Source organism: Novosphingobium guangzhouense, from assembly GCF_002896965.1.
Classification (GTDB): Bacteria; Pseudomonadota; Alphaproteobacteria; order Sphingomonadales; family Sphingomonadaceae; genus Novosphingobium; species Novosphingobium guangzhouense.
On the sequence record NZ_LYMM01000027.1, the window covers coordinates 89,942 to 112,322 of the forward strand.

The following is a 22,381-nucleotide window of genomic DNA, read 5'->3' on the forward strand; positions in this document are numbered from 1 at the left end:
CGTCGGAGGAAGCGCGTTTTTTAGCGATATTTCGCAATCATCATATCCAATTCATCGCCCGAGCGTATGCTACTCAGGTAATCACGTCGGGTGCCGAGCGTCCAGTATTGGCCACGATTCCGGCAATCGCCTCAGCTGCGGCGATCTGGTGCTCCAACATCGCCGAAGTTTCCGCGTCGAGATTGCCGAAACGCGGCTCATAGCGTTCAAGGTACACGCGCAAGGTCGCGCCCTGCGTGCCCGTACCCGAAAGGCGGAACACGATGCGGCTACCGTCCTCGAACAACACGCGAATACCCTGGTTCGCGCTGACCGAACCATCGACCGGATCGGTATAGGAGAAGCTGTCCGCATGACTCACCGTCAGCGGGCCGAACGCCTTGCCCGGCAGCGTGGCGATCTGCGCCTTGAGCCCGTCCATCAGCGCATTCGCGCCTTCGGTCGCGATGCCTTCAAAGTCGTGGCGCGCATAGTAGTTGCGTCCGTAGCGCGCCCAATGTTCCCGAGCGAGATCGTCTACGCTGATGCCGCGCACCGCAAGGATGTTGAGCCAGAGCAACACTGCCCAGAGCCCGTCCTTCTCCCGCACGTGATCGGACCCGGTGCCGGCGCTTTCCTCGCCGCAGATGGTGACCTTGCCCGCGTCCAGCAGGTTGCCGAAGAACTTCCAGCCGGTCGGCGTCTCGAACACCGGCACGCCCAGCCCTTCGGCCACGCGGTCGGCGGCGCCGCTGGTCGGCATCGAGCGGGCGATGCCCGCCAGTCGGCCGCGATACGCGGGGGCGATTTCGATGTTCGCGGCCAGCATCGCCAGCGAATCCGATGGCGTGATGAAGCGCCCGCGCCCGATGATCAGGTTGCGATCCCCATCCCCGTCAGAAGCAGCGCCAAGATCCGGCGCATCTTCCGACATCATCAGGTCATAGAGTTCCTTGGCATGGATCAGGTTGGGATCGGGATGATGGCCGCCGAAATCTTCCAGCGGCACCCCGTTCACCACAGTCCCCGGCGCGAAGCCGAGGCGCCGTTCCAAAATCTCGTGCGCATAAGGGCCGGTCACCGCACTCATCGAATCCATACGCATGGTGAACCCGGAGGCGACGATCTTGCGGATCGCATCGAAATCGAACAGCTCTTCCATCAGATCCGCATAGTCGGCGACAGGATCGATCACCTGCACGGCCATGCCGCCCACCTGCACCTCACCTATGGCATCGAGGTCGATGTCAGGCGTCTCCACCGTCAGCCAGCGGTCGATCGTCCTGGTGCGATCTAGCACCGCGCCGGTCACATTCTCCGGCGCTGGACCGCCGTTGGCGATGTTGTACTTGATACCGAAATCTTCGTCCGGTCCGCCGGGGTTGTGGCTCGCCGAAAGCACCAGCCCGCCGCTGGCCTGGTACTTGCGGATCACGTGGCTGGCGGCGGGGGTGGAAAGGATACCCCCCTGCCCGACCAGCACGCGGTCATAGCCGTTGGCCGCCGCCATGCGGATCGCCTGCTGGATCACGGTACGATTGTGATAGCGCCCGTCACCGCCGATCACCAGCACCGCACCCGCCTGAGGCGCCACCACATCGAAGACCGACTGGATGAAGTTCTCGGCATATCCCGGCTGCTCGAACACCCTGACCTTCTTGCGCAGACCTGATGTACCGGGGGCCTGCCCGTCAAAAGGGGTGGTCGGGACTGTGACGATCTGGATCAAGGAAGATGTCTCCACTGGTTCTGAAACAGGCATGTGCGCAATAGGCGACACTTTCGTGTCATGACGCGCATTGTCAAATGGTTGCTCGCTGCAATGCGGCAATCGACAGGTGGTTGCAGCCGTTCCGAGTTCATTAACTATCTGCTATGTAAAGATGCGAGGATCGAACCCTTGTCTTTGCGCCGAGGACGACGGCGCGCCGCATGAGTACTTGCCGGATGCATCCCCAGCCCGCCCTGGCCGACGAACCCGCCCGCCTTGCCGCCCTGCAACGCCTCGCCATACTCGATACGCCCCGCGAAGAGGCGTTCGACAATGTCGTGAACCTTGTGCGTACAGTGCTTGGCGTACCGATTTCCGCCGTCACGCTGGTGGACAAGGACCGCCAGTGGTTCAAGGCGATCGAAGGCATCGACGCAACCGAAACGCCCCGCAACGAATCGTTCTGCGCTTATGCCATCCAGCAGAGCGCTCCCCTTCTCATTGCGGACGCCACGCAGGATCCGCGCGTCGCCGACTACCCGGCCGTGACACAGGACCCGCACGTGCGCGCCTATGCCGGCGTGCCGCTGGTGACCTCGGACGGCTACAACGTCGGCGCACTCTGCGCGGTCGACACCAAGACGCGTGAATTCACCGAAAGCGAACTCGACATCCTGCGCAACTTCGCGCGGATCGTGGTCAACGAGATGGAACTACGCCGCATCGCAGAGCGTGACCAACTGACCGGCGCCCTCACGCGCCGCGGCTTCCTCGAAAAGGTGAATCAGGAGATTGCACGCTGCCATCGCCATGGCCGTCCAGCCTCGCTGGTGCTGATCGACGTTGACCACTTCAAGTCCGTCAACGACACTTGGGGCCACCCGGCCGGAGATGCGGTGCTACGCGAGCTTGCCAACACGCTGGACGCTGCGGGTCGTTCGGCCGATGTGCTCGGCCGTCTTGGCGGTGAGGAATTCGCGATGCTGCTGCCCGAAACCGGCATTCCCGAAGCACTCACCGCAGCCGAACGCTTCCGCATCGCGATCGAGGGGCGACCGATCGTGGTCGCTCCTACGCGCACCATCGCAGTCACCGCCAGCTTCGGGATTGCCGCGCTCGATCTTGGCGTTACCGTTGCCGAGGAATGGATCGCGCGCGCCGACGGCCCGCTTTACGAAGCCAAGCGCGCAGGCCGTAACCGCTGCGTCCTTGGCTGAGAGTCAGGACAACTCGCAAGCCTTTCCCGGCCGCGCATAGCGTGGCTCGGCGCCCACCGTCGTATCGGTCAGAACATTGAGGAACGCCTCGATATCCGTTGTCTCTGCCGGCGAAAACGCAATTCCATGACGAGAGATCGCGTCAGCCAGAGTGTCGGCGCTACCATCATGCAGATAAGGGGCCGTCAGCGCCACATTGCGCAATGACGGCGTACGGAACTTCCCGCGATCATCTACCCGGCCGGTCGCGCGGGCGAGGCCGAAATCGCCGTTTGCAGGGACCGCCGGCTCTTGCGACAGGCGATGAAACGCAAGGTCGGTGAACTCCCTGCCCGAATGGCATCCAGCGCAGCCTGCCTTGCCGCGAAACAGCGCCTCGCCGCGCGCAGCTGCTGCGTTGAGTGCCGGGCCTCCCCTGACCGCATGATCCCAGTCTGTCTCATGACTGACGATGGTTCGCTGGAATGCCGCCAGCGCCGCAGAAACCGTCGCGAAGTCAATCCGGCCCCGCGTTGCCGGAAACGCGGCCCTGAACAGCTTACGATAGCAGGGATTGCTCGAAAGACGCCGGGTCAGTTCAGCTTCCTGGCCTTTCATGCCCATTTCCACAGGGTCCTCCCCGGCGATCGGCACCCGCGCCTGCTGCTCCAGCGTTAAAAGCGCAGCATTGCCCCAGGTCAGTGGAGACAAGCTGCCCACATTCACCAGCGACGGCACATTGCGAAGGCCCGGCTCTCCATGTGCGCCGGGATGGGCGCTTACGCCATCGGCAAAGCTGTGGCGCGGATCATGGCACGTCGCGCATGACAGCGTCCCGTTGATCGACAAGTCGCCGTCATGGAACAGCCTGCGACCAAGCGCGATCTGCGCTTCCCTGTTTGCCCCTGCATCGCGTGCCAGGCCCGCCCCGGCAACAAGGCAAAGACTTGCAAGCAGCAGCGCCCAGCCTCCGGCCCGCCCCCTCCCAATGCTCATCGAACCGGCGCGACCATCACCGTCAAAGCCTGTTCCCCATTTGCCGCGATCTGCAGCAAGTGACGGCCTGCCGGAAGGTCGTATTCGACCATCTTGGCAATGCCGGAGCAATCCGGCCCATGGCCGTGCGCTACCGAAGGAACCGCCTGGCCATCAACGATCACATCCACCCACGAGCGCCCACTCTGCGCCACGCGGTAACGCCCCGCCGCAGCGACATCGAACACGAAGAGCCCCCCGAAGCTGACCGAACCGCCGGGTTTTCCCGGCTCGATCGCGTAAGCCACCTTCGGGGTCGGAGCCAGTTCCACATCTGCGGGAACTCCCGGTGCAAGCAGCGCTTTCGGCACTGCCGATACCTTTACCGCCGCCTTCACCGGACGGTGCACCGCGCTCCAGCCCGCAAGGTCAGCGGGAATGGCTGCGGAAGCCGTGCAGGCCGCGTGATCATGCCCCGCCATCGGATCGGCAGCGTCGGCCGAACCTGCCGCCGCCATTACGAGAAGAAGTGCACCGAAGGTGCGTGTCATGATCATGGCTCGCGTCCATTCTATGTTTCTATGAATATAGATATACACTGCCCGACGTAATTATGTACGGCGGGATACAGATTCGTTCCAAGCGCGAATCCGACCAAGGTTCAAGGGGGATAATATGAAGTACGCCATCACTGCGGCGCTCGCCGCGTCGCTGGGCTGCGCGGGTGCGCCTGCATTCGCGGAAGAAGTGGGGAACAGCACTTTCGGCCTTGGCCAGATCGTGGTCACCGCACCGCGCGCAAAGGACAGCGACATCACCGCTTCTACCGTCAATGCCGAAGCGATCTATGACTTCTCTCGCGATACGCTGGACGAAGCGGTCAAGCTGATCCCCGGCGTGACATCGGGCCTGTCGGGCAATTCGCGCAATGAGCGGCTGATCTATGTGCGCGGCTTCGACCGCTATCAGGTGCCGCTGTCGATCGACGGCATCCGCGTCTACCTGCCTGCAGACGGACGGCTTGACTACGGCCGCTTCCTCACCCCCGATGTGGCAGAGATCCAGGTAGCGAAGGGCTATGTCTCGGTGCTCAACGGCCCCGGTGCAATGGGCGGCGCGATCAACCTCGTCACCCGCAAGCCGCAGAAGGAGTTCGACGCCGAAGCACGCTTCAGCCTGAACTTCGACAACGATGTGGACTATGCGGGCTATACCGGTTTCGTGTCGCTCGGGACCCGCCAGGAAAAGTGGTACGCACAGGCCAGCTACGCCCGTAATTTCACCGATCACTGGGATTTGTCGAACAAGTTCGATGCCACGGCCAACGAGGATGGCGGCGAACGCAACTTGTCGCGGTCAGAGGACTGGCGCGTAAATGCCAAGCTAGGCTTCACACCCAACGCCACCGACGAATACGCAATCAGCTTCACCCGGCAGGAAGGCGAGAAGCTCGCCCCGATCCACGTCTCCGACGCGACCGGCCTGCGGTACTGGACCTGGCCTTACTGGAACCTGCAGAACGTCTACTTCCTCTCGACCACGCAATTGGGAGAGATCGCGACGCTGCGCACCCGCGCCTATTACAACACCTTCAAGAACAGCCTCGACAGCTTCGACAATGCCGACCTGAACACGCAGACGCGTGGCAGTTCGTTCAACAGCGCCTATTCCGACCGCGCTTATGGCGGCTCTGCCCAGCTTGACCTAAACCCCAGCGAAGCGGAACGGCTGAGCGTCTCGTTCCACTATCGCAACGACCGCCACCGCGAAATCCAGCAGAGCTTCCCCGCCGGAACCTGGGAGCCGTGGCAGACCACGATCGAGGAAACCTACAGCGCCGCGATCGAGAACGGCTACAAGCTCAGCCCGCAACTGGAGTTGGTGGTGGGCGCCAGCTACGACTGGCGCGACCTGCGCCGAGCGGAAGACTACACTTCGGGCGCGTTCGTCTACTACGACTTGCGCAACGGCGATGCGTGGAATGCGCAAGGACAGCTGATCTGGACGCCTGACGAAGCGACCAGCATGCACCTCTCCGTCTCGTCACGGGCTCGCTTCCCGACCATCTTCGAACGTTTCAGCACCCGCTTCGGCGGCGCGACGTCGAACCCCGACCTCAAGGCCGAACGCGCCACGCAAATCGAACTGGGCGGGAGCCGGCAGTTCGGCGCGCTGCGCATCGAGGCTTCGGGCTGGTACTCCAAGGTGGACGACGCGATCGTCTCGTTCCCGTTCATCTATGAAGGGCAGTCCACCGCGCAGAGCCGTAACGTGGGCTCGGGCGACTATTACGGTGCAGACATCTCCGCGACCGCGCAGATTGCTGAGACGCTGCGGGTCGGCGCCAATTACGGTTGGGTCCATCGCAAGCTGAATGATCCCACGCTGTCGCAGGTCGCTTCGTTCCACATCACCGGCGTTCCCGAACACTCCGGATTCGTCTGGGCCGAATGGTCGCCGATCCCGGCACTGCACATCCTGCCCAGCTTCGACATCTCCTCGAAACGCTGGACGGTCAACACCGCCGGAACCCGCTATTACCAGACCGGTGACTATACCTTGGCCAACCTGCGCGTGGATTTCGACGTGACCGACCGAACCACCCTTGGCATCGGTGGACGTAACCTGTTGGACGAGAATTACACCACCGTCGATGGCTATCCCGAACAGGGGCGCACGCTTTTTGTCAGCTTGCGCCTGAAGAACTGAGCCTAGAAAATCCCCATCATCTTCATGCTGGCAACGGCATTGCTGGTGACGATGCAATGGTCGTCGAGCCGTATTTCCAGCGGCTCGCAGACCTGCCTGAACCTGGTGGTGGCGGTAATGTCGTCACTGCTGGGCAGTGCAGCGCCCGATGGATGATTGTGCGCAAGAACGATGCGCCGGGCGTCCAGATCGAAAGCCCGCCGGATGGTCCGGCGCAACGGGATCAGGCATTCGGCCCGTTTGCCGCCTGCATAGAAATCCTCCGCGATGTAGACGCGTTCGCCGTTTAGGTAGACCACCAGAACGCATTCCTCACGCCGACGGCCCAGCCGGTCAACGAGATAGCGACGAAATTCAGTAGCGCCGGTATCCAGCGGCAGCCCCAGCATGGCCTCTCGCGACGCCGCCTCTGCAAGCCGGCGCGCGGCGATGATCATGTCCACCAGACTCGCATAACGCACGCCGCTCTCGCCCAAAGCGAGCAGCAAGGCTTCGCGCGAAGCGGAATAGATCGTGCGCAAAGACCCGAAATGGTCGATCAGGCGCCGAGCGATATTTTCGCCGGCATCTCCTGCGTAGGGGGCGAGTAGATCCGCCAGGACGGATAACTGCCCAGCCTCTTGCGCCGCGACATGTGAAACACCACGCCTAGCAACAGCGCCACCAATTGGATGTACGACGGCGTTATCGCCATGACATCGTAAGCGAACGTGTTGATTTCCGTCAGCGCCAGCCGGTAAAAATGGCCGGACATCGCTATGATCTGCGCGCCGGCTATCCATAGCGGATAGACGCGATTGGCTTTGAGCGCGATGACGAAAAAGCATCCCATGGCCAGAGCATCGATACAAAGATGCCCAAGGTTCGCGCGATGCCAGAGGACCGCCCCGCCGACGGCAAGGTGATACAATCGATCGACCGGCCCCATCGCAAAGAGCAGCCCGGCAAGAATGCACTCGGGCGCAGGTAACCTGCGGACGAGGCAAAACAGGAAAAGCAGAGCGAAGCAGGCAAGCTGGATCTTATCCTTGTAGAACCACACCATCTCCATCCAGGAATGCTCAGGCATTGCACCCTCGCAGTCCCGGATGGGCGAAGCGAAGCCTCAGGCGCTGCGCAGCAGCGGCTCTGCCACAGAAAGGCCGGTTTCGGTAGGGCAGCTGCCCTCGTCGTCGGTAATAGCCTTCACATCGCGACCGATGCCGCGCAGTTCCTGATGAACGCGGATCATGTCGTTCTGGCTTTCGATCAGCGTGCGCTGCGCCTTGGCGAGACGCATCAGCGCGGTCTGCCCGGTGAACGTCTCCACCCCATCGGCCTGACGAGCCAGCAGCATCGATTCCATGAGGCGCGCCGATGCAAGCAGCGCGGAATCGAGCGAGAGTTCGGCTTCCGGAAGCTGGCGAGCGATCCGGGCGGTGGCAGCGGCAATGGTCATAGACATGGCAATATTCCCCCTGACGCCTGACCTGCTCGACGGTGGCGCCGTAAAAACTGGTTACGGGAGGTGGAAACAAAGCCATGACGATCAGATCAGATCGGTCAGCGCGCGAACGACACCAAGACCAACCATCGCAACCAGCATCATGCCCCCGGCGATAGCGACCATTGCGGCTGTCCGGCTTAGCCCGGCATTTGCTCCATCGAGCACCTCCGGAACGATCCGATCGTAAGCTTCGCGCTGCCAGGGTGCCGTGACCGTGTATGTCATGACATCCGAGAGAGCGAGGCCGCCGGCCGTTTCGTCCTGCGCTCTGACTGGTCCATCGGATGCCACTTCCGGAACCTGAGGAATCTTATCTGGTACTTGCTTACAGGCTGCTTCCTGATCCTGGAGATACTGCCGGTAGGCCCGCGCAAGCTCAGCACGCGGCGGCGAGCCGGCGCGAATGCGCACACCTTCGATCCGCTGATTGACGGCACTCTCGGAAATACCCAGTTCCCAGGCAATTTCCTTGCTGGTCCTGTTCTCCGAAACGAAGCGCAGCACTTCATGCTGTTTCGATGTCAGGCCCAGAAAGACGTGCTGGAGCTCTTTGCCCCTGGCACGAACACCTCCCTGCCCCGGAAGATTACTGTTCGTCATAAACCCGCCGCGACCCGGCCAACCCCTGCCCGACAACTAAGCAACAATGTTACATAGCAGCAAACATAAACATACTTATCGAATTGTTAATCAAAAATTTATGTTCCCCAACGTGCAGACACAAAAATGGCCTGGCGGTCTTTTCGGACTGCCAGGCCTTTTTGCGCCAGCTGCGGGCTGGAATTCTTACTCCTCGCCCATGCGCAGGGCGGCGATGAAGGCTTCCTGCGGAATCTGGACATTGCCATATTCGCGCATACGCTTCTTGCCTTCCTTCTGCTTTTCCAGAAGCTTCTTCTTGCGGGTGATGTCGCCGCCGTAGCATTTGGCGGTAACATCCTTGCGCATGGCCGAAATCGTCTCGCGTGCGATCACCTTGGCGCCGATCGCCGCCTGAATCGGGATCTTGAACATGTGCCGCGGGATCAGATCCTTCAGACGCTCCACCAGTGCACGGCCGCGCGGTTCGGCCTGGCTGCGGTGGACCACCATCGACAACGCATCGACCGGCTCGTTATTGACGAGGATGTTCATCATCACGAGGTCGCCCTCCTGAAGCCCGATCTGCTCATAGTCGAAGCTGGCATAGCCGCGGCTGATCGACTTCAGGCGGTCGTAGAAGTCGAACACCACTTCGTTGAGCGGCAGTTCATAGGTAACCTGCGCGCGGCCGCCGACGTAGGTAAGGTCCTTCTGGATACCGCGACGGTCCTGACAGAGCTTCAGGATCGAGCCGAGGTATTCGTCCGGCGTGTAGATCACCGCCTTGATCCACGGCTCTTCCATGAAGTCGATCTTCACCGGATCGGGCATGTCTGCCGGGTTGTGCAGCTCTTTCACCGTGCCGTCGGTCATCGTCAGGCGATAGACCACCGACGGTGCCGTAGTGATCAGATCAAGATCATATTCGCGACTCAGACGCTCCTGGATGATCTCCAGATGCAGCAGGCCCAGGAAGCCGCAGCGGAAGCCGAAGCCCAGCGCCGCGCTTGATTCCATTTCGAAGCTGAAAGAGGCGTCGTTGAGGCGCAGCTTACCAATCGATTCGCGCAGCTTTTCGAAGTCGTTGGCATCGACCGGGAAGAGGCCGCAGAACACCACCGGCTGCACTTCCTTGTAGCCCGGCAGCGCTTCGGTCGCGCCCTGCTTTACGGTGGTGATCGTGTCACCGACCTTGGCCTGCTCCACTTCCTTGATCTGCGCCGTGATGAAGCCGATTTCGCCCGGCCCGAGTTCGGGCAGGTCGATGCGCTTGGGGGTAAAGCAGCCGACGCGATCCACCAGGTGGTCGGTGCCGCCCTGCATGAACTTGACGTTGAGGCCCTTCTTGATGACGCCGTCGATGACGCGCACCAGAATGACGACGCCAAGGTAGGGGTCGTACCACGAATCGACCAGCATGGCCTTGAGCGGCTTGTCGCGCTCACCCTTCGGCGGCGGGATCTTCTTCACGACGGCTTCGAGCACTTCGGCGATACCGATGCCCGACTTGGCGCTGGCCATGACGGCTTCGGAGGCGTCGATGCCGATCACTTCCTCGATCTCGTTGCGTACCTTTTCCGGTTCGGCGGCGGGAAGGTCGATCTTGTTGATGACGGGCACGATCTCGTGGTCATGCTCGATCGACTGATAGACGTTCGCCAGCGTCTGCGCTTCCACGCCCTGCGCGGCGTCCACTACCAGCAACGCGCCTTCGCAGGCGGCAAGGCTGCGACTGACTTCGTAGGCGAAGTCGACGTGGCCCGGCGTATCCATGAGGTTCAGCTCATAAGTCAGCCCATCCGACGCGGTATAATTCAGGCGCACGGTCTGCGCCTTGATGGTGATACCGCGTTCCTTCTCGATATCCATGTTGTCGAGCACCTGCGCGCTCATCTCGCGCTCGGTCAGGCCGCCGGTGGTCTGGATCAGACGGTCGGCGAGCGTCGACTTGCCATGGTCGATATGGGCAATGATGCTAAAGTTACGGATCTGCGAGAGTTCGGTCATGGAAGCGCCGTTAGAGCATTTTACGGTCCTGTGAAATCACCTGACGCGCGCTCGAATACGAAAAATCTTACCTGCCATCTTTCAGGCCGTCATGCAGTCCTGCGCAGGGGTGGCACATCGGGTGTCTCACGCCGCGTCCGGACCGGCGCGAACAATACCGCACCATTACCGTCGAGGTCCAGCGGCTGCGCGAATTCCAGCCCCATCCGGTCCTCCTTGCACCACCGCGAAGTGGCCATGACGACATAACCTTCCGACAAGTGTACGCCGAAAGTCGTCCCCACCGGCACGTTCCATAGGCCCTCGATCATCGCGCCGCGCTGCGAGATGTTGCGCACCGTCCCTTCGTAGCTGTGCGTGCCATGCTCCAGAACGACCTTGCGCAGCATCGTCTGACGCGCCGGACGTGCAGAGCGCGGCCCCTTGGCCGCGGCGATCAGCCCTTCTGCCAGCTTGCCCAGAACCCCCTGCGCATTCAGCGGCCGTTCGTAGATATAGCCCTGCACGTGGCTGCACCCCAGCATTCGCACCAGATCCAGTTCGTCCAGCGTCTCGACGCCCTCCGCCGTCGTCTCCATGCCGAGCGCTTCGGCAAGATTGACGATCGAGGATATGATCGCGCCGTTGCGGCTGCCCTGAATTGTCGCACCGCGCACGAAGCTCTGGTCGATCTTGATCTTGTCGAACGGCGCCTTCTTCAGATAGCCGAGTGAGGAATAGCCGGTCCCGAAATCGTCCAGCGCCAATCGAACGCCCAGATTCTTGAGCGCCGAGAACATCGTCTCGGTGGTCTTGTCATCGCCGAGGAATACGCTTTCGGTGATTTCCAGCTCCAGCCTTCCCGGCGTCACCCCGGCAGCCGCTATGGCGCTGGTGACGATGGCCGGAAGTGCCGGATTGGCGAATTGCAGCGGCGACACGTTCACCGCCACGCGCACTTCTTCAGGCCATTTCGCAAGGTCTGCGCAGGCAGTGCGCAAAGCCCATTCGCCGATCTGGGCGACCAGGCCGGTTTCCTCTGCCACCGGCACGAACTTGGCAGGTGAGATGTAGCCGTGGACCGGGTGGTTCCAGCGCAGCAGCGCCTCGAACCCGGTGATCTTCTCGCTCGTGGTGCGCACTTGCGGCTGATAGTGCAGTTCGAGTGCGCCATTGGCGATCGCATCGCGCAAGTCCTGCTCCAGCTGCTGCCGCTCCTTGGCGTCGGAATGCAGATCCTCGTCGTAGAAATGATGCCGTCCGCGCCCCCCGCCCTTCGCCGCGTAAAGCGCAAGGTCGGCATTGCGGATCAGCGCGTCGGCTGTCATCCCGTCGTCCGGGCACAGCGCGATGCCCACGGAAGCGCCGATCGTGACCCGCGCCTCGTCGATGGTGTAGGGCTGCGACAGATTTTCGATGATGCGCCGCGCCAGATGGGCAAGACCTTCACGGTTTTGCGCGCCGTGCAGGATGACCTGAAACTCGTCTCCGCCAAGCCGCCCGACCCGGCCACGATCACCGACCGTGCCGCTCAGCCGCTCAGCCACCTGCTTGAGCAGCGCGTCCCCGGCCGGGTGGCCCATCGTGTCGTTGACCTGCTTGAACCGATCGAGATCAAGCAGGAATACCGCGCAGGCCCGCGTTTCGATACGCGGGCTGGTGAGGATTTTCTCAAGCCATTCCGACATCTGGAAGCGGTTGGCCAGCTTGGTCAGCGAATCGAAGCGCGCCAACTGCGTCACATGCGCCTGCGAACGGCGCTTTTCGGTCAGGTCCGTGCCCGACCCGCGAAAGCCCATGAAGTTGTTGAACTGATCGAGTACCGGTCGGCCGGAGATTGACCACCAGCGCTCATCCTTCTCCCCCGTCGCGGCCCGCACACCAAGATCCTGGAATGAGGACCGCGTGTTCAGGTGGAACACCAGCGTGCGCTCCCCCTCATGCCCGCCCGCTTCAAGCAGGAACATGCCGGTGAATGGCTTGCCCTCGATGTCGGATGGACTGCCTCCCAGCAGCGCCGCGATGCTCTTGGTGACGTAAGTGATCCGACCCTGTCGGTCAGTCTCCCAAAACCAGCCCTGCCCGGTCTGTTCGTATTCGTGAAGCAGCTGTTCTGCGCGGCGCTGTTCACGCTCGCGCTCGGCGTTCTGCAGTGACTGCGACGCGGCGTTGGCGGCCTGACGAACCGCCATCAGCAGGCCGATAATTCCGCCGATGGCCAGCAGAGTGAAGGATGCCAGCGAAGCCTCGTCAAGCGAGGCGCCGCCCCAAAGGCCGATCGTCGCCCCGATTATCGAAGTCAGACGATTCGCAAGCAGCGCGGTCGCCATCAACACGACGATCACGAAAACGTTAACGGTGATGCTCCAGCCGAGTTCGGGATGCAGGTTCGTCCACCGCGCAGCACCAAAACCGAACAGCGCCATCGGCAGGAAGATAGCGATGACCATCAGGGGATAGCGTCGCCAGCCGTCATGGACAACGCGGCGTTCCAGCCTCGCATGGATCGATGCGGGCAGGCACAGCGCCGCCCCCAACCCCATGCACAAGGCCGACAGCGCGCCTGGTATCGTGCCTGACAGGATGCTCATGAGCACCGCGCCGACCAACAGTACAGGTGCCATCAACGCCCAGCGGCGGCACGTGAAATAATGAAGATAATCGCTGGCATCCGCCTGTGCCCGCCACCGCGCGAAGCCGGCGAACGAAGGGGCAGCTTCAGCAGCACCATCAACCTCCGCGCCCTGCGCCTCCTCCTGCGATGCAGGCACAAGCCTGCGCCCGGCACCCGAGAGCGCCGCCTGTCGTTCACCACGCAGACCCAGTTTCACCATGCCTGCCACCATGGCCCTGCCGCCATTGCGAAACCGTTAAGCCCGAATGCGTGCGAAGAGCTTCAACCGCCTATTTCGGCAACGATCCTGCCGCCGGTGCATTTCACTTGATACCGCTTCGCCACCGTGCTTGCATCCATGCAACCGGCCGCGCGCGAAGTCGGCCGGAAGACGGGAGACATAGCCATGCGGCACATCGCCATCGTCGGATCAGGCCCGGCGGGCTATTACACTGCCGAAGCCGCCCTCAAGCAATGGGGCGAAGATGTTCACGTTGACATATTCGACACTTTGCCCGTGCCCTTCGGCCTTATCCGCACCGGCGTTGCGCCCGATCATCAATCGATCAAGGCCGTTGCCCGGCGTTACGAAAGCACGGCCCTGACCCGCAATGTGCGTTTCGTCGGCAACGTCATGCTGGGGCGAGACCTTTCGGTGGCCGAACTTCAGGAACTTTACGACGCGGTAGTGTTGGCAACCGGCGCGCCGTCGGACCGCAAGCTGGGCGTGTCCGGCGATGGCTTGCCTGGCGTGTTCGGCTCTGCGGCGTTTGTCGGTTGGTACAACGGACACCCCCAGTTCACGGATCTGGCGCCTCAACTCGATCAGGATACCGCCGTCATCGTCGGTAACGGCAATGTCGCACTCGACGTTGCGCGTATCCTTGCAAAATCGGAGGGCGAATTCGCGGGCTCGGACATTGTCGCCCATGCGCTGGCAACCCTGCGCCAATCGCGGGTGCGCCGAATCGTGATCCTCGGACGGCGCGGCCCTCACCAGATCGCGATGACCCCGAAAGAACTCGGCGAACTGGCCAAACTCAACCGCGCGCATCCTGTCGTCAGTTCCGATGACCTGCCCTCAGTCGAAGAAGACGCTGCGCTGGACACCGGTCTGCGCAAATCGCTGGGGCTGCTGCGCAATTTCGCGAAGAATGAAAATCCGCGCGCAGACGACGTCACCGTCGAGTTCGACTTCTTCGCTGCTCCACACGCGATCCTCGGCGATTCGCGCGTCGAGGGCATCGAGGTGGAACGAACCCGGCTGGAAAACGGCAAGGCGGTTGGAACAGGCGAAACCTATACAATTCCGGCGGGGATCGTGATCTCCTGCATAGGTTATCAGACCTCCCCTATCCCTGCCGTGCCCTACGACGAACAGGGCGGGCGCTTTGCCAATGTCGATGGTCGTATCGCCCCGGGCCTTTACTGCGTCGGTTGGGCACGGCGCGGGCCAACCGGCACTATTGGCACCAATCGCCCGGACGGCTTCGCCATCGTGGAGAAGATCGCGGCTGACATGTCCGGAAACTCCGGCAAGCCCGGCCGCCCCGGCTTCGATGCCCTTGCAGAGCAGCGCGGCATTCAGGTGGTCAAGTTCACCGACTGGCAGAAGATTGACGAGGCCGAAGTTGCCGCCGCCCGAAACGGCGCGCCGAGGGAGAAGTTCGTCGAACTGGAAAAGATGATCGAGGCGTCCGGCCGGGTTTGACCCCTGCCCCCCTTGTACCAACAAAAAAGGCCGGAGCTTTCGCCCCGGCCTTTTTTGTTGGTTGTCCGATCAGTCAGACGCGCATCGGCATCAACACGTAGAGCGCAGGGCTCTTCTCGTCCTGACGGATCAGCGTGGGCGCCGCAGCATCGGCAAGGTGGAGTTCCACCGTATCGCCGTCGATCTGGCCAAGGATGTCCTTGAGATAGTTGGCGTTGAAGCCGATCTCGAAGCCGTCCGCTGCATACTGCGCGGGGACTTCTTCGGCCGCCGTGCCGTTGTCCGGCGACGTGACCGAAAGCGTCACGCGGTCGGTCTCCAGCGCCATCTTCACCGCGCGCGTCTTTTCGGTGGCGATCGTCGCCACGCGGTCCACGCCTTGGAAGAAGGTCTTGGGATCGACCTTGAGCAGCTTGTCGTTACCGGTCGGGATAACGCGGGTGTAATCGGGGAACGTACCGTCGATCAGCTTGCTGGTCAGGACCACGCCATGTTCACCGCCCAAAGTGAAGCGGATCTTGCTTGCCGACAGATCAACGAGGACGTTGGTATCCAGCGCCTCTTCCAGCAGCTTGCGCAATTCGCCCACGCACTTGCGCGGCACGATCACGTCCGGCATGCCTTCCGATCCGTCGGGACGGGCGATAGTGAAGCGCGCCAGACGGTGACCGTCAGTGGCGGCAGCCTTCAGTTCCTCGTCGCTTACATGCAGGAAGATGCCGTTAAGGTAATAGCGGGTCTCTTCGGTCGAGATCGCAAAGCGGGTCCGGTCGATCAGCTGCGCCAGCGTGGCGGCCGGAATCTCGAAGCTGGTCGGCAGTTCGCCTTCCGCGATCATCGGGAAGTCATCGCGCGGCAGCGTCGGCAGCTGGAAGCGGCTGCGCCCTGCCTTCACGACCATGCGGTTGTCCGCAGAATCGAGGCTGACCTGGCTGCCTTCGGGCAGTTTGCGCGCGATGTCGAACAGCAGATGCGCCGACACGGTGATCGCGCCAGCCTGCTCTACCGATACGGCACCCAGCGTTTCCACGACCTGAAGGTCGAGGTCGGTCGCCATGACCTTCAGCGCGCCGCCGGCGGCCGCTTCGATCAGCACGTTCGAGAGAATCGGAATGGTATTGCGGCGCTCGACGACCGACTGCACGTGAGAAAGGCAGCGCAGCAGCGTGGAACGTTCGATAGTGGCCTTCATGACAGCCTCAAGTCCCCCTTGGTCGGGCACGGGATACGAAGATCCCTGAAATTCGGACGACTATCTCTAACGGGAGTCAGGGGCGCGGCAAGCTGGAACTGGCCGGAACACGGCGAATCTGGGGATAAATCGGGGGTTTGCGCGCATTCGTTGACGTCCCGAACGCCGTCCGGGACGTCAACGGCATCAGATCACACCATTACCATGCCGCCGTTGACGTGCAGCGTCTGGCCGGTGACGTAGCCTGCTTCCTTGCTCGCCAGGAATACGGCGGCCGAAGCGATATCGGCGCCCTCGCCCATGCGACCCATCGGGATGCGGCCGTTGAGCGCGTCCTTCTGCGCGTCGGGCAGAACATCGGTCATCGCGGTGCGGATGAAGCCCGGCGCGATGCAGTTCACCGTCACGCCCCGGCTGGCGAGTTCCTGCGCAAGGCTCTTCGACATGGCCGTGATGCCACCCTTGGCCGCGCAGTAGTTCATCTGGCCGGGGTTGCCGGTGGTGCCGACCACCGAGGTCACGTTGATGATGCGGCCGAAGCGCGCCTTCATCATCGGCTTGGTTGCGGCGCGCATCAGACGGAAGGTCGATTCGAGGTTGATCTTGATGACCTGGTCCCACTCATCATCCTTCATCCGCATCGCGAGATTGTCGCGCGTGATGCCGGCGTTGTTGACGAGGATATCGATCTTGCCGAGCGATTCGAGTGCGGCAGGCACCAGCTTCTCGACCTGTTCGGCATCGCCCAGGTTGCAGGCGATGGCGACGTGGTCGACTTCCTGCAGGTGCTGCGGGGTGTGCTCATCCAGCTCGTCGCGGAAGGCGCGCAGCTTGTCGGCGTTGGAGCCCGAGATTGCGAGACGTGCGCCCTGCGCCGCCAAGGCGCGGGCGACGGCTGAGCCGATCCCGCCGCTTGCGCCGGTCACCAGGGCAGTCATTCCGTTGAGGTTGAACATGGGAAACTCCTAGATCGCCATCCCGGCGATGCTTCATCAGATGGCCTATGGCCCCGGTCAAGCCCGGAGCCATGCGGAAAATCAGAGGCTCTTGGCCAGTTCTTCGATCTCGGCCATCGAGGTTGCGGCAATGACATCCACCTCGCCGGCGGAGCGCTTGATCATCGGGCCAACAACCTTGCCGCCGATCTCGACGAACCGTTCCACACCCGCTTCGCGCATGGCAATCGCGCTTTCGCGCCAGCGGACGCGGCCGGTGACCTGCTCCACCAGCAGGCGCTGGACTTCCGCCGGATCGGTGACGACAGATGCGGTGACATTGGCGAAAAGCGCCACCCGCAGCGCACCCGGAGGAGTGGCGGCCAGCGCTTGCGCCATGGCATCGGCGGCGGGCTGCATCAACGGACAATGGAACGGCGCGGAAACCGGCAACGCGATACCGCGCTTGATGCCGTGATCCTTGACCAGCGCAATCGCGCGCTCGATCGCTTCCTTGTGGCCGGAAATCACGACCTGCGTGGGGTCGTTGTCGTTGGCAACGGTGCAGACCTGACCTTCGGCAGCGGCCTGGGCAAGCGCGGTAGCCTTGTCGATATCTGCACCCAGCAATGCGGCCATCGCGCCGACACCCACCGGCACGGCGGCCTGCATCGACTGGCCGCGCAGCTTGAGCAGGCGAGCGGTATCGGCAAGACTGAACGCACCGGCCGCGCACAGCGCAGTGTATTCACCCAGCGAGTGCCCGGCGACGAAGTCCGCCTTGTCCGCCAGGCTGATTCCGCCTTCCTTCTCCAGCACGCGCAGCACGGCGATGGCGTTCGCCATGATGGCCGGCTGAGCATTTTCGGTCAGGGTCAGCTGATCCTCGGGCCCTTCGGACATGATGCGGAACAGGTGCTGGCCGAGCGCGTCGTCGACCTCCTGGAAAACCTCGCGCGCGACGGCGCTGGCCTGTGCGAGTTCGGCACCCATGCCGACCTTCTGGCTACCCTGACCGGGGAAAACGAATGCACGCATTTGCGACCGCTCCTTGGCTTGCACGGCGGGCCGAGGCCATGCGCCGCTTGCGAATCGATTGTGGCGCGGCGGGTTATTGCCCTTGGCCGCCGAGGGCAAGTCCCCGGACGTCTTCGTCAACCAAAAGCGATGTCATGAACGACACCCTCCGAGAAGTCGCCCGCCTTGCGCCGCACCTGTTCGTAGAACCCTTGAAGGTTCTCAGTGGGTTCGTACAGTTCGAGCATGTGCCCGCAAGCCTCCACCATGTCGACAAAAACGTAACGAAATCCATCGGTCATCCGCGCGTCGAGCGCCAACGGCGCGCCGCGCGCGGCAAAATCCGCGATCGCCGCGCCCAGATTGTCGACGAAGAGCGCAACGTGATGCAGCCCCGTCCTGCCCGACCCTTCCGGATAGATATCGTGAAAGGCGGAAGGCCCTGGATTGTTCTGCTGGCAGAATTCGATCATCACTTCGCCCCACTGGCCGTAAGCACTGGAGTGATCGAGTTCCCGTTCCACCCCGCGATGGACCGCGTGTGTCAGTGCGATGTGGTCGGCCACATAATACGGCCCTGATCCGAAGGCGGCGGAATGCGCCCGTGCAGCAGCGCGCACGTCGGGAACGAAGTAGGCGATCTGACGGATCGGCAAAGGCGCCATTCGGGTCTCTCCCATTCTGTTTGGAAGAGAGGGTGCCGCCTTCGTCAGCCGAAAGGAACTATCTTATTTGCACCGTCATGGCCGATGTCCGCCGTGCCCAGGAACGCGATCGAATGTCTTTCGCACCAGTAGCGCGCAATCTGCTGCGCATCGGCACCGAACGGGCGGTCATTCTCCGGTACATCGCTAACCCGCCCAAGGCGCAGCCCCGCGATTCCGCCAAGATGCGCGGTCGCATGAAAGAACAGCCGGTCGATGGCGTAGAGATATTCTGACACCTCCTCCACCATGACCACATGGTTGGCGAGCCCCGGCATCAGTCGCGTTCCGCCCAGCATCGCCAGAGTCATGAGGTTGAAAGCGGCCACGGAATGCCGCTCCGTTGCCAGCGAAGGTTCGATACCCTCCCCGCCGCCGGACAGGAACGCGAGCGCACGGCGCACCGCATCGTCTCCGCCAGCGCGGCGGACATCGGCAAGCATCGGGCCATGCACCGGCTTGCCGATGCGTTCACGATAGAGACCCCCCAGCAGGTATCCGGCATCGGAATAGCCCAGGTAAGTCTTTGCGCCCGCAGCGTGGTTCATTCGGGACAGCGCGGTTTCGGCGATGCGGCAGGCTCCATAGCCACCCCGCGCGAACCATATCGCGTCAAACGAAGGATCGTTGGCGCATTCCACCAATGCATCCAGACGGGCTTCGTCGCTGCCCGCGAAATGCCCTTCGACCGCAAAGCACTGGTCATGGATCACCAGTTCGACGCCGGGAAATTCCGCAAGGGCAAGCGCAGACACTCTCTCGGCATCCTCGCGGGTGATCGGGGTGGACGGTGCGCAGACGGCGATACGTGTCATGGCATCCATTCCTATCGAGGTTGTCACGGCGAGCAAGGCCGCATACGGCTTTACGCCATGACTGATGTGACCACTGCCGTGACCGAAGCCACCGATCTGACCACCCACCCCTGGTTCTTCTGCGGGATCGGCGGCTCCGGCATGTTGCCGCTTGCGCTGATCCTGAGAGGCCACGGCGCGCGGATCGGCGGATCAGATCGCAGCCGCGATCAGGGCCGGACGCCGGAAAAGTTCGCATGGCTCGAATCGTTAGGGTTTGACCTGTTCCCTCAGGACGGCAGCGGCGTCGTCTCCGCCGCGCAGACGCTGGTGGCCTCTGCGGCAGTGGAAGACACTGTGCCCGAAGTGGTTCGCGCCTCCGAACTCGGCTGCCCGCGAATGAGCCGCGCGCAGTTGTTGGCCACGCTGTTCAACGCCGCCCCCTTCAGCATCGCTATCGGCGGCACTTCGGGCAAGTCCACCGTCACCGGCATGACCGGCTGGATCATGACCGTCGCCGGCCGCGATCCCACGATCATGAACGGCGCGGTGATGAAGAACTTCGCCAGCCCGGATGCGCCTTTTGCCAGCGCCCGCGTGGGGCAAGGCAATGGGTTCGTGTCGGAAGTGGACGAGAGCGATGGGTCGATCGCGCTCTATCGCCCGAAGGTTGCGGTACTGGGCAATGTCAGCCTCGACCACAAGAGCCTTGAGGAACTGCGGCAGCTTTTCGGCGACTTCCTTGCCCGTGCCGACGTTTCCGCCGTCAATCTTGACGATGCAGAAACCTCCGCGCTTGCAGGGCGGGCGCGGGCGCTGGTGACGTTCGGCATCACCTCGGACGAGGCGCAAATCGCCGCTGTCGACGTGGTGGAAGGCCCCACCACACTCACCGCAACGATCGTGGACCGGCGTGACGATACGCAGCACCCGCTTACGCTCAAGGTGCCCGGCCGCCATAACCTTTACAACGCGCTGGCCGCCATCGCTGCTGCCAATGCCGCCGGAGTGCCCGTTGCGGAGGCGGTGGCCGCGCTCGCTTCGTTCGACGGCCTAGCCCGGCGGTTCGACATCGTCGGCACTTCCCCATCGGGCATCGCGGTGATCGATGACTTCGGCCACAACCCGGACAAGGTCTCGGCCACGCTCGCCACGCTCAAGGCACATCCGGGGCGCGTCATCGCGTTCTTCCAGCCCCACGGCTATGGCCCGTTGCGCCAGATGGGCGCCGAACTGGCCGAAGTCATCGCCCGCAAGCTGGGACCGGACGACGTGACGATCCTGTGCGATCCCGTCTATTTCGGCGGCACGGTGGACCGATCCGAAGGCTCCGAGCGGATCGTGCGCCTGATCGAAAGCCACGGCGGCAGGGCCGAATATGTCCCCTCCCGCGCCGATTGCGGCAAGCGGATCGCCGCGATCGCGAAGCCCGGTGACCGCGTGGTCATCATGGGCGCGCGTGACGATACGCTGACGGTATTTGCCCGAGAAGTGCTGGCGGCGCTGCCCTGACCGGGTAGCGCCGCTTATCCGTCAATCGGTGTGGGGCTCAGTGCCCCTTGCCCCGCGCCTTGGCGATAAGATGGACGATCACCGCAACGACCGCGCCCAGCACCAGCCCGACAATGGCCGAGGCGAAGGCATAGCCCAGCCAGCCCGCGACCGGACCTAGCGGACCGGTAGCTTCGGCCAGCGCATGCTCGACAGCATGGGCGACATGGGCAGGCCCAGGCACGCCCAGTTCCTCAAGCCCGTGCAGGATGATGCCGCCGCCGACCCACAGCATCGCCACCGTACCCACGCTGCCCAGCAGCTTGAGCACCACCGGCATCGCCTTCAGCAGACCGCGCCCCAGCGCCTGCGCGCTGGCCCCAGGCTTCTTCGTCAGGTGCAGGCCGACATCGTCCATCTTCACGATGAGCGCCACCGCGCCATAGACCGCGACCGTGATCGCTACGCCAACCAGCGCCAGCGTCACTGCACGGGCCACCAGCGTCTCGTCGCCGACTTCGTTCAGCGCGATCGCCATGATTTCGGCCGAGAGGATAAGATCGGTGCGCACAGCGCCCGAAACGCGTGCCTTTTCGAAGCTGACGGCGTCCTCGATCGGATCTTCAAGCGTTTCGCCGTGCTTTTCGCCGCCCAGCTTCTCGATCACCTTTTCCGCCCCTTCGAAGGCAAGGAAAAGGCCGCCCGCCATCAGGATCGGGGTGATCGCACCGGGAAGGAAGGCGCTCAGCAGCAGGGCGATCGGCAGCAGGATCAGCAGCTTGTTGCGCAACGAGCCCTTGGTGATCTTCCAGATGATCGGCAGTTCGCGGTCCGGGGTAAAGCCGGTGACGTAGCCGGGCGTCACCGCCGCGTCGTCGATCACCACGCCGGCGGCCTTGGTGCCGGCCTTGGCCACGCCCGCACCCACATCGTCAAGCGATGCGGCGGCGGCGCGGGCGATGACCGATACGTCGTCAAGCAGGGCGACAAGGCCGGAAGGCATTCTAATTCCTTTGTTTGCAGCTGCGAACGGAGCGCCAGCGAAGGCGCCAGCCATGCAGGGCGAATGAATTTCGATCAAGCGAAAGCGGAACCGTCTTAAAAGCCATCGGCTCCCACCGTTCTTCTGGACATGCGAAGGGCGCTCCACTTCCGGGGTCGTCCAAAGGGCTTACCGGGGTTTTTCAACATGTCTGTCATCAACACCAATATCAGCGCGATCCGCGCTTCGAATGCTTCGAATTCGGCCAGCAAGGCTCTGGGCACGGCGATGGAGCGCCTGTCGACCGGCAAGCGCAT

19 protein-coding genes and 1 pseudogene are annotated in these 22,381 nt (G+C 62.8%); 5 read left to right on the top strand and 15 right to left on the bottom strand.

Annotated elements, in window-relative coordinates; genetic code table 11:
* Positions 1-73: 73 nt before the first annotated feature.
* Complete coding sequence (locus A8V01_RS08615) at positions 74-1,708, bottom strand: alpha-D-glucose phosphate-specific phosphoglucomutase (protein ID WP_103095509.1); 1,635 nt, start codon at positions 1,706-1,708, stop codon at positions 74-76.
* 218 nt (positions 1,709-1,926) lie between these two features.
* Between A8V01_RS08615 and A8V01_RS08620 the strand changes: the two genes are divergently transcribed.
* On the top strand, positions 1,927-2,907 hold the full coding sequence (locus A8V01_RS08620) for a sensor domain-containing diguanylate cyclase (RefSeq protein ID WP_103095510.1): 981 nt from the start codon (positions 1,927-1,929) through the stop codon (positions 2,905-2,907).
* A gap of 3 nt (positions 2,908-2,910) precedes the next feature.
* On the opposite strand, the gene A8V01_RS08625 is transcribed toward A8V01_RS08620, so the two are convergent.
* Together A8V01_RS08625 and A8V01_RS08630 are read right to left on the bottom strand one after the other, a co-directional pair.
* On the bottom strand, positions 2,911-3,882 hold the full coding sequence (locus A8V01_RS08625) for a cytochrome-c peroxidase (RefSeq protein ID WP_103095511.1): 972 nt from the start codon (positions 3,880-3,882) through the stop codon (positions 2,911-2,913).
* A complete protein-coding gene (locus A8V01_RS08630) occupies positions 3,879-4,418 on the bottom strand; it encodes a hypothetical protein (protein WP_245892394.1) in 540 nt (179 codons plus the stop codon). The genes A8V01_RS08625 and A8V01_RS08630 overlap by 4 nt, the downstream gene beginning before the upstream one ends.
* Positions 4,419-4,536: 118 nt before the next feature.
* Here A8V01_RS08630 and A8V01_RS08635 point away from each other — a divergent pair, with 118 nt between their 5' ends.
* Positions 4,537-6,570 carry a TonB-dependent receptor plug domain-containing protein gene (locus tag A8V01_RS08635; protein ID WP_103095512.1) on the top strand — a complete coding sequence of 678 codons (2,034 nt, stop codon included), beginning with the start codon at positions 4,537-4,539 and terminating at the stop codon, positions 6,568-6,570.
* Positions 6,571-6,572: 2 nt separating this feature from the next.
* Here the strand turns inward: A8V01_RS08635 and A8V01_RS08640 are convergent, their stop codons facing one another.
* The 6 genes from A8V01_RS08640 to A8V01_RS08665 form a co-directional block, all read right to left on the bottom strand.
* The gene (locus A8V01_RS08640; protein ID WP_245892395.1) at positions 6,573-7,091 is read right to left on the bottom strand and encodes a JAB domain-containing protein; all 519 of its coding nucleotides are present in this window, start codon (positions 7,089-7,091) and stop codon (positions 6,573-6,575) included.
* Between the two features lie 17 nt (positions 7,092-7,108).
* A complete protein-coding gene (locus A8V01_RS08645) occupies positions 7,109-7,639 on the bottom strand; it encodes a hypothetical protein (protein WP_103095513.1) in 531 nt (176 codons plus the stop codon).
* Between the two features lie 36 nt (positions 7,640-7,675).
* Positions 7,676-8,014, bottom strand: coding sequence for a hypothetical protein (locus A8V01_RS08650; RefSeq protein ID WP_103095514.1), 339 nt, complete (start codon positions 8,012-8,014; stop codon positions 7,676-7,678).
* 84 nt (positions 8,015-8,098) lie between these two features.
* Entirely contained in the window at positions 8,099-8,656 is a 558-nt protein-coding gene (locus tag A8V01_RS08655) for a helix-turn-helix transcriptional regulator (RefSeq protein WP_103095515.1), read from the bottom strand.
* A gap of 186 nt (positions 8,657-8,842) precedes the next feature.
* Positions 8,843-10,645 (bottom strand): translation elongation factor 4, encoded by a 1,803-nt coding sequence (lepA, locus tag A8V01_RS08660; protein ID WP_103095516.1) that lies wholly within the window; start codon positions 10,643-10,645, stop codon positions 8,843-8,845.
* 89 nt (positions 10,646-10,734) lie between these two features.
* Positions 10,735-13,458 carry a putative bifunctional diguanylate cyclase/phosphodiesterase gene (locus A8V01_RS08665; RefSeq protein ID WP_245892396.1) on the bottom strand — a complete coding sequence of 908 codons (2,724 nt, stop codon included), beginning with the start codon at positions 13,456-13,458 and terminating at the stop codon, positions 10,735-10,737.
* Positions 13,459-13,644: 186 nt separating this feature from the next.
* Here A8V01_RS08665 and A8V01_RS08670 point away from each other — a divergent pair, with 186 nt between their 5' ends.
* Positions 13,645-14,949: an FAD-dependent oxidoreductase gene (locus A8V01_RS08670; RefSeq protein WP_103095536.1), complete on the top strand. Its 1,305-nt coding sequence runs from the start codon at positions 13,645-13,647 to the stop codon at positions 14,947-14,949.
* 73 nt (positions 14,950-15,022) lie between these two features.
* On the opposite strand, the gene dnaN is transcribed toward A8V01_RS08670, so the two are convergent.
* The 5 genes from dnaN to A8V01_RS08695 form a co-directional block, all read right to left on the bottom strand.
* A complete protein-coding gene (gene dnaN / locus A8V01_RS08675) occupies positions 15,023-16,141 on the bottom strand; it encodes a DNA polymerase III subunit beta (protein WP_103095518.1) in 1,119 nt (372 codons plus the stop codon).
* A gap of 191 nt (positions 16,142-16,332) precedes the next feature.
* The gene (gene fabG, locus A8V01_RS08680) at positions 16,333-17,097 is read right to left on the bottom strand and encodes a 3-oxoacyl-[acyl-carrier-protein] reductase (protein ID WP_103095519.1); all 765 of its coding nucleotides are present in this window, start codon (positions 17,095-17,097) and stop codon (positions 16,333-16,335) included.
* A gap of 81 nt (positions 17,098-17,178) precedes the next feature.
* The gene (fabD, locus tag A8V01_RS08685) at positions 17,179-18,114 is read right to left on the bottom strand and encodes an ACP S-malonyltransferase (protein WP_103095537.1); all 936 of its coding nucleotides are present in this window, start codon (positions 18,112-18,114) and stop codon (positions 17,179-17,181) included.
* A 116-nt stretch (positions 18,115-18,230) separates the two neighbouring features.
* On the bottom strand, positions 18,231-18,758 hold the full coding sequence (locus A8V01_RS08690) for a VOC family protein (protein ID WP_103095520.1): 528 nt from the start codon (positions 18,756-18,758) through the stop codon (positions 18,231-18,233).
* A gap of 44 nt (positions 18,759-18,802) precedes the next feature.
* On the bottom strand, positions 18,803-19,612 hold the full coding sequence (locus tag A8V01_RS08695) for an LD-carboxypeptidase (protein WP_103095538.1): 810 nt from the start codon (positions 19,610-19,612) through the stop codon (positions 18,803-18,805).
* Between the two features lie 57 nt (positions 19,613-19,669).
* On the opposite strand from A8V01_RS08695, the gene A8V01_RS08700 reads away from it, so the two are divergent.
* Positions 19,670-21,103 carry a glutamate ligase domain-containing protein gene (locus tag A8V01_RS08700; RefSeq protein ID WP_103095521.1) on the top strand — a complete coding sequence of 478 codons (1,434 nt, stop codon included), beginning with the start codon at positions 19,670-19,672 and terminating at the stop codon, positions 21,101-21,103.
* Between the two features lie 37 nt (positions 21,104-21,140).
* On the opposite strand, the gene A8V01_RS08705 is transcribed toward A8V01_RS08700, so the two are convergent.
* Complete coding sequence (locus tag A8V01_RS08705; RefSeq protein ID WP_103095522.1) at positions 21,141-22,085, bottom strand: DUF808 domain-containing protein; 945 nt, start codon at positions 22,083-22,085, stop codon at positions 21,141-21,143.
* A 186-nt stretch (positions 22,086-22,271) separates the two neighbouring features.
* Here A8V01_RS08705 and A8V01_RS29185 point away from each other — a divergent pair.
* Positions 22,272-22,381 (top strand): annotated as a pseudogene (locus tag A8V01_RS29185) (flagellin FliC); the annotation flags it as partial.